12 protein-coding genes and 1 pseudogene are annotated in these 14,124 nt (G+C 69.2%); 4 read left to right on the top strand and 9 right to left on the bottom strand.

Annotated elements, in window-relative coordinates:
- Positions 1 to 23 precede the first annotated feature (23 nt).
- The 7 genes and pseudogenes from GUY59_RS06485 to GUY59_RS06455 all read right to left on the bottom strand — a co-directional run.
- Positions 24 to 845 (bottom strand): carbohydrate ABC transporter permease, encoded by an 822-nt coding sequence (locus tag GUY59_RS06485; protein ID WP_138199509.1) that lies wholly within the window; start codon positions 843 to 845, stop codon positions 24 to 26.
- Positions 842 to 1,705: a carbohydrate ABC transporter permease gene (locus tag GUY59_RS06480; RefSeq protein ID WP_138199510.1), complete on the bottom strand. Its 864-nt coding sequence runs from the start codon at positions 1,703 to 1,705 to the stop codon at positions 842 to 844. The genes GUY59_RS06485 and GUY59_RS06480 overlap by 4 nt, the downstream gene beginning before the upstream one ends.
- Entirely contained in the window at positions 1,706 to 3,010 is a 1,305-nt protein-coding gene (locus GUY59_RS06475; RefSeq protein WP_138199511.1) for an ABC transporter substrate-binding protein, read from the bottom strand.
- A 15-nt stretch (positions 3,011 to 3,025) separates the two neighbouring features.
- The gene (locus tag GUY59_RS06470; RefSeq protein WP_138199512.1) at positions 3,026 to 5,311 is read right to left on the bottom strand and encodes a TIM-barrel domain-containing protein; all 2,286 of its coding nucleotides are present in this window, start codon (positions 5,309 to 5,311) and stop codon (positions 3,026 to 3,028) included.
- A gap of 89 nt (positions 5,312 to 5,400) precedes the next feature.
- Positions 5,401 to 5,787 (bottom strand): ATP-binding protein, encoded by a 387-nt coding sequence (locus GUY59_RS06465; RefSeq protein WP_138199513.1) that lies wholly within the window; start codon positions 5,785 to 5,787, stop codon positions 5,401 to 5,403.
- Between the two features lie 164 nt (positions 5,788 to 5,951).
- Positions 5,952 to 6,779 (bottom strand): alpha/beta fold hydrolase, encoded by an 828-nt coding sequence (locus tag GUY59_RS06460; protein ID WP_138199514.1) that lies wholly within the window; start codon positions 6,777 to 6,779, stop codon positions 5,952 to 5,954.
- Between the two features lie 142 nt (positions 6,780 to 6,921).
- Positions 6,922 to 7,736 (bottom strand): annotated as a pseudogene (locus GUY59_RS06455) (IS701 family transposase); the annotation flags it as partial.
- 101 nt (positions 7,737 to 7,837) lie between these two features.
- On the opposite strand from GUY59_RS06455, the gene GUY59_RS06450 reads away from it, so the two are divergent.
- The gene (locus GUY59_RS06450; protein WP_330849139.1) at positions 7,838 to 8,296 is read left to right on the top strand and encodes a type II toxin-antitoxin system PemK/MazF family toxin; all 459 of its coding nucleotides are present in this window, start codon (positions 7,838 to 7,840) and stop codon (positions 8,294 to 8,296) included.
- A 98-nt stretch (positions 8,297 to 8,394) separates the two neighbouring features.
- Here the strand turns inward: GUY59_RS06450 and GUY59_RS06445 are convergent, their stop codons facing one another.
- The gene (locus tag GUY59_RS06445; protein WP_132329997.1) at positions 8,395 to 9,783 is read right to left on the bottom strand and encodes an NAD(P)H-quinone dehydrogenase; all 1,389 of its coding nucleotides are present in this window, start codon (positions 9,781 to 9,783) and stop codon (positions 8,395 to 8,397) included.
- 141 nt (positions 9,784 to 9,924) lie between these two features.
- Between GUY59_RS06445 and GUY59_RS06440 the strand changes: the two genes are divergently transcribed.
- Positions 9,925 to 10,416: a gamma-glutamylcyclotransferase gene (locus GUY59_RS06440; RefSeq protein WP_281283588.1), complete on the top strand. Its 492-nt coding sequence runs from the start codon at positions 9,925 to 9,927 to the stop codon at positions 10,414 to 10,416.
- Here the strand turns inward: GUY59_RS06440 and GUY59_RS06435 are convergent.
- Positions 10,413 to 11,717, bottom strand: coding sequence for an MFS transporter (locus GUY59_RS06435; protein WP_252374838.1), 1,305 nt, complete (start codon positions 11,715 to 11,717; stop codon positions 10,413 to 10,415). The two genes, GUY59_RS06440 and GUY59_RS06435, sit on opposite strands and share 4 nt — an antisense overlap.
- 110 nt (positions 11,718 to 11,827) lie before the next feature.
- On the opposite strand from GUY59_RS06435, the gene GUY59_RS50550 reads away from it, so the two are divergent.
- Both GUY59_RS50550 and GUY59_RS06425 read left to right on the top strand, forming a co-directional pair.
- Entirely contained in the window at positions 11,828 to 12,820 is a 993-nt protein-coding gene (locus GUY59_RS50550; protein WP_138199517.1) for an Lrp/AsnC family transcriptional regulator, read from the top strand.
- Entirely contained in the window at positions 12,817 to 14,121 is a 1,305-nt protein-coding gene (locus GUY59_RS06425) for a M20/M25/M40 family metallo-hydrolase (RefSeq protein ID WP_138199518.1), read from the top strand. Before GUY59_RS50550 ends, GUY59_RS06425 begins: the two co-directional genes overlap by 4 nt.
- Positions 14,122 to 14,124 lie beyond the last annotated feature (3 nt).

Here is a 14,124-nt window from a genome sequence, read left to right as displayed (position 1 = left end):
GAATGGATAACAACGCTATCCAATTATTTGACGGCGCCGACCGTCACCCCCCGGGTCAGCGTGCGCTGGAAGATCAGGAAGAAGGCGATCGCCGGGACGACGCCGAGCAGGGCCGAGGCGCTGGACATGGTGGCGTCCATGTACCTCTCGCCCTGCAGAACCCCCAACGCGACCGGCACCGTCTGGGTGTCGTTCGATACCAGCAGGATCAGCGGCAGGAAGAACTCGTTCCAGGTCCAGATGAAGAAGAAGATCAGCAGCACGCTGAGCGTGGGCCGGCTGATCGGCACCACGATCCGCACCAGCGACCGCAGCCGGCCCGCGCCGTCGATCGCCGCCGCCTCCAGGATCTCCTTCGGGAACCGGCCCAGCACCGCGCTCAGCAGGTACGTGCCGAACGCCGCCTGGATCGCCGTCATGACGATGATCACCGACAGCCGGGTGTCGTACAGGCCTGCCGCCTTGGCCAGGTAGTAGAGCGGGTAGGCCAGCGACTCCTGCGGCAGCGTGTTGGCCACCAGGAACACCACGAGGATCGACAGCCGGCCCTTCACCCTGCCGATGCCCAGCGCGTACGCGTTGAGCACCGACAACACCACGGCCAGCACCGACACCGACGCGCTGATGACGAAGCTGTTCCAGAGCTTCGTGCCGAACTCCACCCGGTTCCAGAAGTCCACGATGCCCTGCCAGTAGAGCCCGTCGGGCAGGCTCAGCGGCCCCTGGGAGCTGTACTCCGCCGGCGACTTGACCGCGTTGATCGCCACGATCGCGAACGGGAAGAGCATCACCACCGCCAGCACGGCCAGCGCGAGCACCACCGCCCAGCGCCCCGGCCCTTTCATGGCTCACGCTCCTGCACGCGCAGGAACAGGAACGTCACCACGACGATGACGAGGGCCAGCACCGTGGCGATCGCGGAGCCGTACCCGACGTTGCTCTTCTGGAAGAAGTTCAGGTAGGAGAAGTACGACGGGACCATGGTGGCGTTGCCGGGGCCGCCGCGGGTCAGCACGAAGATCGGCCCGAACACCTTGAGCGCGGCGATCGTGCACGTCAGCAGCACCACGAAGATCTCCGGCCGGATCTGCGGGATCGTGACGTGCCAGAACGTACGCCACCACGAGGCCCCGTCGATCTCGGCCGCCTCGCGATAGGACGGGTCCGTCCGCTGCAACCCGGCCATGAAGATCACCACCGGATAGCCGAGCTGGAACCAGACCATGACCGCCATGACGGTGGCCAGGGCCAGGTCGGGATCGCCGAGCCAGTCGAGCTCCAGCCCGAGGATCTGGTTGACCGCGCCGTACGACGGGTGCAACATCCAGCCCCACACCACGCCGGCGATGGCGACCGGCAGCACCTGCGGCAGGTAGTACGCCGCCCGCATCGCCGAGGCCGTCCGCGGGCCGAACCGCCTGCCGACGTAGTCGAACAACGCGGCAGCCAGCACGAGGCCGAGCGCGGTCGGCACGACGGCCATCGCCACGATCAGCCCCACGTTGTGCTGGAACGACCCCCAGAACCGCTCGTCGCCGAGCAGCCTGGTGTAGTTGTCGAGGCCGATCCACCGCGGCGTGCCCACCCCCGACCAGCGGGTGAAGCTCACGCCCACGTTCATCAGGAACGGCACGACGATGACGGCGAGGAACAGCAGCAGGCTGGGGACCAGGTAGAGCCAGTACCCCCTCGTACGCTTCCTCATCTAGAAGCCGAGGTCGGCGAGGTTGTCCTCGTACGGCCCGGCGATCTCGTCCAGCACCTCGGCGGTGGTCTTGCTGCCGTTGATGAGGTTCTGGACGCCGGCCACGAGCACGTCGTAGTAGCCGGGCGCGGGCCAGTCCGGGTAGAAGGCCAGGCCGTCGGCGGCGGTCAGCTTGTTGAAGCTCTCGATGAGCTCCTTGCCCTTCTCGTCGGTGATCGCGGCCGGGTCGGCGGCCACGGGCACGCCGCCTGAGTTGCCGAGCAGGTTCTGGATCTCCTTACTCATCGTGATGTCGATGAAGTCGTAGGCCAGGTCCTTGTTCTCCGACCGCTCGGGCACCACCCAGAGGTTCCCGCTCGAACCGGGCGACATGGTGGCGCCGGGGAAGAGGAAGTGGCCCCACGCGAAGTCCTTGATCTCCGTGACGAGGCGGCCGTACCACCAGCTACCGCTGATCATGATGGGGAACTCGCCGTTGATGAACGCCACGCCCATGTCCTCGGCCTTGAGCCCGGAGGAGTTCTCGGCGAGGTACCCCTTCCTCACCCAGTCGGCGAACGTGTCGGCGCCGTAGGTGAACTCGGGGCCGTGGAAGTCGACCTTGCCCTTGTAGGACTGGAACGCCTCCAGCCACGGCTTCTGCGCCTTGGTGAGCGCGAGCTGGTAGAGGATCTGCTGGGCCGGGTATTCGGCGCCGGCGTTCGCGATGGGCGTCACCCCGGCCTTGACGAACGTGTCGAGCGCGGCCGTGAACTGCTCGAACGTCTCGGGCACCTCGACCTTGTGCTTCTCGAAGAGGTCCTTGTTGTAGTAGACCATCACGAACTCGCCGTAGTTGGGGATGCCGTACCACTGGCCGGAGCCCATCACGCCGCGGTCGTCGTACCTCGCGGTGGTCTGCAGACCGCCGGTCAGCAGCTTGTCCCAGCCACGCTTGGTGGTCTCCTCCGTCAGGTCGGCGAGCAGGCCCTGCTTGGACAGCAGGCCGGCGGTGGCGTTGCCCTTGTTGTACTCCATGAGGTCGGGCGCCTCGTCGGAGTTGAGCACCATGCTCGCCGTCTTCTGGATCTGCTCGAAGCTCTTCTCCTCGAACTCGACGGTCACGTTCGGGTGGGACGCCTCGAACTTCTTGATCGCTTCCGCCCACGCCCTGCCCATGGCGCTGCCGGCCGACTCGTAGTGCCACAGTCTCAGCACGCGCGGCTGCCCGCTGTCCGCGGGCGACGGGGCGTCGGAGCCCGAGCCGCACGCCGACAGAGCCAGCACCACGGCGGCCAGCGCCGAGGCGCCTCTCAACTTGACCATGATCTCTCCAGGGGTTCACACGATGACGGTTCGCGCGGGGGCTCCGGGCACCGGGACGATCTCGACCCCGGTGACGCGCTTCGGGCCGGTGACGGCGACGCGCAGCTCGTCGCCGTCCCTGGTGGCGACGGCGACCGTCACGCCGTCGGTGTCGTGGATCTCGGTGCTCCCGTCGCCGCCGCCGAAGGCGACGAGGGTGATCTCCGCCGGAACGCCGACGGTCTCCCGCGGCTCGGTGACGGGGATGAGGGCTCCGTGGCGTGCGTACAGGGGGATCTGGTCGAGCGGCTTGGCGGCCCGGACGTAGCGGGAGCCCTCCAGCACCTCGCCCGTCCAGTAGTCGACCCACGTGCCGCGCGGCAGGTAGACCTGCCTGACCCCTTCGGGCGCGGTCATGGGGGCGACCAGGATGTCATGGCCGAGCAGATATTCCAGGTCGGCCTGCCAGGCCACCGGGTCGCCGGGGTGGTCCACGCACAGCGCCCGCATCATCGGCGCACCCGTGCGCGCGGCCTCGACGGCGGCCGAGTAGAGGTAGGGCATGAGCCGGTAGCGCAGCCTCAGCGCCGCCACCGCCGCCTCCTCGACCTCGGGGAACTCCCAGGGTTCGCGGGTGGTGGTACCGTGCAGGCGCAGCAGCGGGGAGAGCGCGCCGAACTGGGTCCAGCGCACGTACAGGTCGTCGGTGGGACGGCCGGTGAAGCCGCCGGCGTCGTGGCTCCAGAACGGCACTCCCGACAGGCCGTGCGCGAGCCCGCCCCTGATCGTGCTGCCCATGGCGGCGTAGCTGGTGTAGGTGTCGCCGCTCCACTGGGCGCTGTGGCGCTGCCCCCCGAGGTACGACGAACGCGCCCACACCAGGTCGTGGCCGCGGACCTCGCGGGTGACGGCGGCGACCGCGTCGTTGAACAGCAGGGTGTAGACGTTGTGCAGGTCGGTGCCGGTCATCCCGTTGGCGGCGACCGCGTCGCTCGGCACGCCCTCGGCGAAGTCGGTCTTGAACGCCGCGACGCCCTGGCGCAGCAGCCCGCGCAGCAGGCCGGTGAACCAGTCGACCGCCGCCGGGTCGGTGAGGTCGACGATGCCGCAGGGCGGGAAGGAGCCATGCCAGCAGTCGGCAACGTAGACCTCACCATCACGATTCTTCAGGAAATATCCGGCTTCAGCGGCTTCCTCGAAGGCGGGACTCAGATGGGAGACGTACGGGTTCATCCACAGGCAGACCTTGAACCCCATCCCGTCCAGCTCGGACAGCATCCCCTCCGGATCGGGAAAGTTCACCGGATCCCACCGCAGATCCGACCAGTGCCCGTCGGCCTGCCAGTACGTGTCCAAATGCAGCACGTCGCACGGGATGCCGCGCTCCCTGATCGTGCGCGCCCTGGCCAGCACCCGCTCCTGGCTGTCCACGCAGAACCCGGAGGAGATCCACGTGCCGAACGCCCACTTCGGCGGCAGCGCCGGCCGGCAGGTCAGCCGGTCGTAACGGTCCAGTACGTCGGCCGGCGCCGGCCCGGCGATCACGTAGTAGTCCATCACGTCGTCGGGCACCAGGATCTGCACGACGCTGTGGGTCGACTGGCACACGTCGAACTCCACGGGCGCCCCGCTGTCGACGAGCACGCCGTACCCCTTGCTCGACAGATAGAGGGGCACGTTCTTGTACGCCCGCTGCGACTCCGCGCCGAAGGCGTCGAAGTTCCACATCACGGGCCGCTGGCCGCGTTTGTCCAGCCGGGTGAACGACTCGCCGAACCCGGTGAACGTCTCGTCGGGGGCGGCGGCGAAGCTCTCGTGGTAGGCCACGGGCGCGCCGCCCGCCGAGGAGCGGCCGAACGGCAGCGTACGCAGCCTGCCGCTGATGTCGATGTGCCCGCGGTCCTGCTCGGTCAGCGTGGCGCCGGAGGCGTCGGTGAATCGCAGGTGCCACGGCGCGAGGCTGATCTCGGCGCGCAGCGAGCCGGCGTCGATCACAATGGACTCGCCCGGCGCCACCTCGGCCCTGGCCTCCGGATAACCGCCGGGCGTCACCAGGGAGATGGCCCTTTCCGAGCGCGGCCTGGCGGTCGGGTCCTCCGACAACCGCACCCGGATGACGCCCTCCCCCGCCACGCCCACCTGGACGACCAGGGTCTCCTCCGCCGAGGTGACCGCCTTCAGCATCACCTCGGCGCCGTCGGCCGCGACCAGCTCGGCGGCGGTCAGCACCGACGGGCCGCCCTCGCCTCGCGCGCGGACCGGCAGCTCGGGCGGGTCCGCCACGAAGTACTCGTGCGCGACCAGCGGGGGGCGATAGGGCATGGAGGCTCCTTCGAACGGCTGCGCCAACTCGTGAATTAGTTTGCTGTCCATACCAACAAACGTCAACGCCCTGCCAGCTCGATCCACCTTCAAGGACCGGCCTCCCGCGGCAGCAGCGCCCACACGACCCGTTCGCCGGTCCGCGTGCGATCGGTGGCCCAGCAGCCACGGGTGAGGTCGTCCACGATCCACAGGCCCCGACCTCGCGACTCGTGCGGCCCGGCATGCGCGGCATGGGGGACGGAGGCCGACAGGCCAGGGTCTTCGACGGCCAGCCGCCAGTAACCCCGTTCCCCCTCATCGACCGCCCGCAGGCTCATCCGGACCCAGGGGCCGGCACCGTGGACGACCGCGTTGGTGACCAATTCTGTCGCGATGAGGTGAAGGCCGGTCAGGGACGGGTGATCACCGATCCACCACCGAAGCTCTCGGCGGGCCAGCCCGGGGAGTCGGGCAGGGTTCTCGATCTCCGCCATGACGGTGCCAGATTCTGATCTCGCCAGTCTCGGGATCCATGTCGAGACGGGTGACTCCCAAGTCCATCCTGAAACGGATCAGCACCCGTAGATGTCCTACGCCCTTTCGAAGGATGCCAGCATAGGGCCGGATCGGCCGTGAGCCGCCCTAATCGCGGGGCCGGTCAGGCGCGTAGGAACTCCAGCAGGTCGGCGTTGAAGCGCTCCTTCTGCCCCGGAACGAGGGCAATGCCGTGGGAGCCGCCCTCGTACACCTTGTAGGAGCAGTTCTTGATGAGTTGTGAGGACTTGTCGCCGGACGCCGCGATCGGCACGATCTGGTCGTCGTCTCCGTGCACGACCAGCGTCGGGATGTCGAACTGCCTGAGGTCCTCGGTGAAGTCGGTCGAGGAGAAGGCGTCCACGCAGAGCACCCCCGCCTGGATGTTCTCGGCCATGCCCATCAGCCAGAAGGCGTCCTTGTTGCCCTGCGTCACCTTGTTGCCCGGCCGGTTGGCGCCGAAGAAGGTCTCCGCGCTGTCACGCCAGAACTGCGAGCGCTCGGCGAGGATGCCGGCCTTGAGCTGGTCGAACACCTCCTGCGGAGTCCCTTCGGGGTTGGCGTCGGTCTTGAGCATCAGCGGCGGGATCGCCGACAGCAGCACCGCCTTGCGCAGGCGGGACGTGCCGTGCCGGCCGACGTAACGGGCCAGCTCGCCGCCACCCATCGAGTGGGCCACGAGCGTGACGCCGGTGAGGTCGAGTGCGGTGATGAGGTCGTTCAGGTCGTCGGCGAAGGTGTCGAAGTCGTAGCCGTCCCACGTCTGGCTGGAGCGGCCGTGCCCGCGCCGGTCGTGCGCGATCGCCCGGAAGCCGTTGTCGGCCACCAGTTTGAGCTGGTCGTGCCAGGCGTCGGCGTTGAGCGGCCAGCCGTGGCTGAAGACGACCGGCGGGCCGCTGCCCCAGTCGTAGAAGAAGATCTGCGTGCCGTCGCGTGTGGCTACGTAGGGCATGGTGCCTCCCCGTCGGTGATCGCGTCGATGCGTGCCGGTGCGCGTGCACCCGCATACGGGAGCACCCCACCCGCGAACGAGCCATACCGCAGTTCGGCGTCGGGTAACGCCAAGCCCGGACCAACGGGTCTTTGCCGGAGTCCAGCGTGGCCAAGGGCACCGCAGCCGGCGACCAGCAACGGTAGTAAGCCAGTTCACCGGTGGTGCGGTTGCGGCGGATCAGGAGTTGGTGGCTGCCGAGGCGGGGTTCGGCCAGGTCGATGACGGCCCAGTCGTAGAAGCGGTGCCCCTTGCCGCCGGCCCCTGCCGACAGTTTCAGCCAGGCCCACTTCGGCACCTTCACGGCCAGGGCATCCGCGCGGAACTTCCCCGCGCCCGTGGTGACTTCCGCCGAGCAAGCAACGGCGAGCACGTAGCCGACCTGGCGCTCTTCCAGCGCGGCCCGCAGCTTGGGGTTACCGCCGTAGACCCATCGCCCGCGACCCAGCCCACACGGTGCCCAGCGTCAAGGAGCCGGCCGATCACGCGGGCGGCCAGCTCCGGCTTGGTCGCGAAGACGGTGTCCTCGCCCAGTCCCGCCGCCCGGCAGCGGTCCGGGTCGCCCGTCCACGAGCGCGGGACCTACAGCTCGCGGTCGATCGCCGCGTGTCCGCGGCGCCTGCATAGACGAGGCAGACAGCGACCTGAGCGTCGTACTCGCGCACGTCATCGCGCACGGTGTCGGCATCCCACTTAGCCCTGCCGAGCAGGTGCTGCATTCCATGCGGACTGGCCTGCCCGGCCCCACTCGGCGATGCTCCAGCAGTTCTTGCGCGGCAGGTCCGACAGCAGCCCCAGCACCAGGTCCCGTACCCGACGCCGGGGTTCAACCCGCGCCAACCGGCCCGCTATGCGGGACATCAGGACCTCGAACGCCTCCTGCCAGCGGGCAGGGTCTATGCTGTGACTCGCGGCCACCGCATGATCTTCATTCTTCACACACCGATGATCAACGATGGCCGCGCCCGTCTTCACCGCCCCTCGGTCACGACGTGCGAAGACGGGGCCGCATCCCTTCCATGTCCCGCACGGGGCACGCAGCGTTCGCCCGCCGTCTCGTGTCAGGAGGACACATGCAACGCGGTGAAGTCTGGTGGGTCGACTTCGATGAGCGACGCCCGGTCGTGCTGCTCTCGGACGAGGAGTCATCCGGGTTTCAGGCGATGCAGGTCGTTGCGCCAGCGGGCGTCGACATCAGCGGCCTGGGCGTTGAAGTGGCCGTAGGAGCCCCGGAAGGACTGCCCTTCGAAGGCGTGCTGCGGTTCGCGTTCCCGCGTCCAGGCCTTACTCCGTGCACATGGCTGACCACCGTGGCCCGGGAAGACCTGATCGAGCGGGCGGGCGTGTTGTCCTCCGTGAAGCTCAGCGAGGTCGGAGAAGCCCTCCGTGCCGCTGGAGAGAGGAGGGAGTGGACCCCGATGACGGCTGCCAGGATCAGCGAGATCAAAGATGCCCGCCGTCTCGAAGGACCTGACTAGCGGACGCCTGTGCTGCCCAGCTCGATCTCGTCGACGACTGACCGCTGCCCCCTCTCCACCGCGCTCCAGCAACAAGATCGCGATCTACGGCTGGAGTACTAGATGGCGACGCCCGGCTGCATGAGGCGGCGGGCGGCCTCGGTGATGGAGCCCGACATCGAGGGGTAGACCGCGAACGTGTGCGCCAGCTGGTCGACGGTGAGCCGCTGCTGCACCGCCACCGACACCGCCAGGATCAGCTCGGACGCGCCCGGCGCCACCACCACCCCGCCCAGCACGATCGCCGTGTGCGGGCGGCAGAACAGCTTGACGAACCCGTCGTTGAAGCCCTGCATCTTGGCCCGCGCGTTGGTGGCGAGCGGCAGCTTGACCACGTTGGCCTCGACCTCGCCCGCCTCGATCGCCCGCTGCGCGACCCCGACCGCCGCGATCTCCGGGTCGGTGAAGATGTTGGAGGCCACGGTGGACAACCGCAGCGGCTGCACGGCCTCGCCGAGCGCGTGCCAGACCGCGATGCGGCCCTGCATCGCGGCGACGGAGGCCAGCATGAGCACGCCCGTGCAGTCGCCGGCCGCGTAGACGCCCGGCGCGGACGTGCGGGAGACCTTGTCGACCTTGACGAAGCCGCCCGCGTCGAGCTGGACCCCGGCCTCCTCCAGGCCGATGCCGGAGGTGTTGGGCACCATGCCGACGGTCATCAGCGCGTGCGAGCCCTCGGCCGTGCGGCCGTCCTCCAGCGTCACCACCACGCCGTCGTCGGTACGCTTGACGGAGGCGGCGCGCGAGCGGCCCATGACGTTCATGCCGCGCCGGCGGTAGACCTCTTCCAGCACCTCGGCGCCGTCGGCGTCCTCGTTGGGCATCATCCGGTCGCGGCTGGAGACCAGCGTGACCTCCGCCCCCAGCGAGCGGTAGGCGCCGGCGAACTCCGCGCCCGTCACGCCGGAGCCGATCACGATCAGGTGCTCGGGCAGCTCCTTCAGGTCGTAGAGCTGACGCCAGGTGAGGATGCGCTCGCCGTCGGGCTCGGCGCCCGGCAGCACGCGCGGGGTCGCGCCGGTGGCCACGAGCACGACGTCGGCCTGGATCGTACGGTCGCCCGCGCGCACCACCCGCGGGTCGACCAGCCGCCCGCGGGCCTTGACGATCTCGACGCCCTCGGCCTCCACCCGCGTGGCGATGTCGGCGGACTGCGCCTGCGCCAGCTCCTTGACGCGCCGGTTGACCTGCGGCAGGTCGACGCCCACCACGCCCGCGTCACCGTCGGGGCCGCCGGTGAACGACACCCCCAGCGAAGGGGCGTCGAGCAGCGCCTGCTTGCGGACCGAGGTCGCGATCAGCGTCTTGGACGGCACACAGTCGGTCAGCACGCAGGCGCCGCCGGGACCGTGCTCCTCGACCAGGGTGACCTGCGCGTCTAGCTGCGCGGCGACGAGTGCTGCCTCGTAACCGCCTGGTCCGCCACCGATGATCGCGATCCTTGTCACGTCCCCATTGTCCCGTACGCGGTGGGGCGGGCGGCAACCGGGCCACGCCACCTGAACCGGATGGATCGACTGCGGCGACCGGCGTGGCAGTATGGCGCGGTAGCTGGATGGCGAAGCAGCACCCGGCGAGAGGGGTGGATCGTGGCGTGGCTTTCGAATCCTTCGGGCAAGTCCAATGACCTCAGGCTCTATGCCGCCTACGGCACCAATATGGACCCGGAGCAGATGGCCATGCGTGCCCCCCACTCCCCCATCTGGGGAGTCGGCTGGCTGCCAGGCTGGCGCCTGACGTTCGGCGGGATGGACCTCGCCTGGGAGGGCGCCGTCGCCACGATCGTCGAAGACCCCGACGAGCACGTGTTCGTCGTGCTCTACGACGTGCCCGAGTGGGAGGAGACCTCCCTCGACCAGTGGGAGGGCGCGGTCCGCGGGCGCTACCACAAGGTGCGCCTGCGGGTGCAGACCCTCGACGGCGAGGTCGTGGCCTGGTTCTACGTGCTCGACGGCTACGAGGGGGGCCTGCCGTCGGCGCGCTATCTCGGCAGCCTGGCCGAGGCGGCCGAGCGGGCGGGCGCCCCCGACGACTACGTCAAGGAGCTGCGGGAGCGCCCCTGCACCTCGATCGGCGGTTAGCGCAGCGGCTGGTCCTTGGTCTCCGGCAGCACGAAGATGTAGACCAGCGTCGAGATGAGCGCCAGTCCCGACATGTACCACGGGAAGAGCCCCGGGTTGCCCGTCTCCTGCATCGTGGTGCCGATCAGCGGGGCGGTGCCGCCGAAGAGCGCCACGGTCAGCGAGTAGGGGAAGCCCGCGCCGGCCGCGCGCACCCGGGTGGGGAAGAGCTCCGAGTTCACCGCCGCCGAGATCGAGGTGAAGCAGCCCAGGAAGACCATGCCGATGAGCTGCACGGTCAGCAGGCTGCCGTACGAGTCGGTCAGCAGGCTCAGCAGCGGCACGGGCAGCAGCACGAACCCCAGCCCGAACGTGATCAGCATCGGCCTGCGCCCGATCCGGTCCGACAACATGCCGAGCAGCGGCTGCAGGATCATGAAGAAGACCAGCGAGATCGTACCGATCTGCAGCGAGTTCGCCTCGTCGAAGTCCACGGTGATCTGCGCGTACGTCGGCAGGAACGTCGTCCAGGTGTAATAGGCGACGGTGCCGGCGATCGTGATGCCCACGATGGTGGCGGCCGACCTCGGGTGCAGCCTGAGGAACTCGAACATCTTCTGCCGTTCGGCCTTGCCCTGGCGCACCTCCTCCACCACGGCCGAGGTCTCGTCGGCGCCCCTGCGGATCCACAGGCCCACGAGGCTGAGCACGGCGCCCACGAAGAACGGGATGCGCCAGCCCCACGCGTCCATGTCGGCCTCGATCAGCGTGGTGGCCAGCACCGCCGCGAGTCCTGAGGCGAGCAGCTGACCGATGGTGGTGCTGACGTACTGGAAGCTGGAGAACAGGCCGCGGCGGCGGGGCGGGGCCGACTCCACGAGGAACGTGGTCGCGGCGGCGAACTCCCCGCCCACCGACAGGCCCTGGATGAGACGGGCCACGACGAGGATGATCGGCGCCAGCACGCCGACGGCCGCGTAGGTGGGGGTCAGGCCCACGAGCAGGGAGCCGACGCCCATCAGCACGATCGTGCCCGTCATCGCGAGCTTGCGCCCGTACCTGTCGGCGAACGCGCCGACCAGCAGGCCGCCCAGCGGGCGCATGAAGAAGCCGACGGCGAACACCGCGAACGAGCTCAGCAGCGGGACGAGACTGTTGTCCGCGCTCTCGGGGAAGATCTGACGGGAGAAGTAGATCGCGAGGAAGCTGTAGGCGTACCAGTCGTACCACTCGACGACGTTGCCGATGCTGGCCGCCGTCAGCTGGCGGACGCGGCTTCTGGGGATGCCGAGTGGTGACTGCTGGCTGGGGGAAGTCGCCACGGATGGCTCCTTTGCTGAACAGTGCGGTGATGGCCTACTGTGCATGGGACGACCGAAACAGTCAATTACCTGGGAATTTATTTACATACCCGACATTGAGATGGTTGTAGGTGGATGTTCTCGACCGGCGTCTGGTCGCCGCGCTGCAGGTCAGCCCGCGTGCCTCGTGGGGCGAGCTCGGCAGGGCCGTCGGCGAGCACGAACGTACGGTCGCCCGTCGCCTCCAGCGGCTCATCTCCGAGGGCATCGTCCGGATCACCGCCATCTACGACGACCTGCGCACCGGGCACGGCCGTCCCGTCCACCTCCACGTACAGGTGCGGCCCGGCACCGCGGGCAAGGTGGCGCGGGCCCTGGCCGAACGGCCCGACACGCGCTCGGTCTACTCGCTGACCGGCGCCGCCGACCTCGGCAGCGAGCTGGTCTCCCCGTCGCGGGAAGACCTGCACCACATCGTCTCCGCCCAGATCAGCGACATCGACGGCGTCGTACAGACCCAGACCCAGGTCGTCCTCCACACCTTCACGACCGTCGCGGAGTGGCACGCCCCCTACCTCACCGAGCGGGAGGTCGCCCAGCTCCGGCCCCCGCCGCCACCCGAGTGCCTGCCCGACGAGGACGGCCTGTCGCCGCTGGAGGAGGAGATCGCCCAGTTGCTCACCCTCGACGGCAGAATCGCCTTCACCGCGGTCGCCGAGCGGCTCGACATCTCCGTGCCCACCGCCCGCCGGCGCGTCACCTCGCTGCTGGAGCGGCGGCTGCTGCGGCCGCGGGCCGAGGCCGAGCCCGCGCTGCTCGGCCTGGAGGTCGAGGCCATGCTCTGGCTGAAGGTACGCCCCCACGGGCTCGACCAGGTGGGCCGCCGGCTCGCCGCGCACGAGAGCGTACGGTACTGCGCCGCCACCACAGGCACCCATTCCCTCATCGTGCAGGTGGTGGCGGCCCACGAGGCCGACCTCTACCGTTTCCTGACCGGCGTCGTCGGCAGGCACGACGAGATCACCGACATCGACCTCACCCTCATCACCCGCGCGCACAAGCGCGGCCACCTGCACAAGTCCGGACTGCTCACGCTGGATCACCGTTGGGAGAAAACGCCATGACACCTGCCGAGAAGGAAGTCGCCGACCTCTGCGTGGAGCTGATCCGCGTCGACAGCAGCAACTACGGGGACGGCAGCGGGCCCGGCGAACGCGCCGCGGCCGAGGTCGTCATGGCCAGGCTGGCCGAGGTCGGGATCGAGTCCACCTACGTCGAGAGCGAGCCGGGCCGCGGCAACGTCGTCACCCGCGTCGAGGGCACCGACCCGTCCCTGCCCGCCCTGCTCGTCCACGGACACCTGGACGTGGTGCCGGCCAACGCCGCCGACTGGTCGGTGGACCCGTTCGCGGGCGAGGTGCGGGACGGTTACATCTGGGGCCGCGGCGCGGTCGACATGAAGGACATGGACGCGATGATGCTGGCGGTGCTGCGCCAGATGAAGCGCGAGGGCCGCAGGCCGCGCCGCGACATCGTCTTCGCCTGGCTGGCCGACGAGGAGGCCGGCGGCGTGTACGGCGCCAAATACCTCACCGCCAACCACGCCGAGCTCTTCGAAGGGGTCACCGAGTCGATCAGCGAGGTCGGCGGCTACTCCCTGGAGATCGACCCGTCGCTGCGGCTCTACCTCATCGAGACCGCCCAGAAGGGGCTGGCCTGGATGAAGCTGACCGCCGACGGCACCGCGGGCCACGGCTCCATGCTCAACGACGACAACGCCGTCACCGAGGTCGCCAGGGCGGTGGCCAGGATCGGCGAGCACGACTGGCCGCTCACCTACACGCCCACGGTCCGGCGTTTCCTCACCGAGGTCGCCGACGCCTACGGCATCCCGTTCGACGAGAACGACCCGCAGCCGGTCCTGGACCGGATCGGGCCGCTGGTGCGTTTCGTCGGCGCGACGCTCCGCCACACCACCAACCCGACCCAGCTCGACGCCGGATACAAGTCGAACGTCATCCCCGGCCAGGCCACGGCCGTGGTCGACGGGCGGTTCCTGCCGGGCTTCGAGGACGAGTTCTTCAAGACCGTCGACTCGCTGCTCGGGCCGAAGGTGCGGCGCGACTTCGTGCACCACGACATCGCGCTGGAGACGACGTTCGACGGCGCGCTGGTCGAGTCGATGATCGCGGCGCTGAAGGCCGAGGACCCGGCGGCGCGGGCGATCCCGTACTGCATGTCGGGCGGCACCGACAACAAGACCTTCTTCGCCGACCTGGGCGTGCGCGGCTTCGGGTTCGTGCCGCTGCGGCTGCCGGCGGACATGGACTTCGCGTCGATGTTCCACGGCGTGGACGAGCGGGTGCCGGTGGACGCGCTGCACTTCGGCGTGCGGGTTCTGGACCGGTTCCTCCTAAACTACTGAAAC

Origin of the sequence: Nonomuraea sp. K271, from assembly GCF_009908215.1 — a bacterium.
GTDB lineage: Bacteria > Actinomycetota > Actinomycetes > Streptosporangiales > Streptosporangiaceae > Nonomuraea > Nonomuraea longispora.
This window is presented reverse-complemented; position numbering and strand designations above follow the sequence as displayed.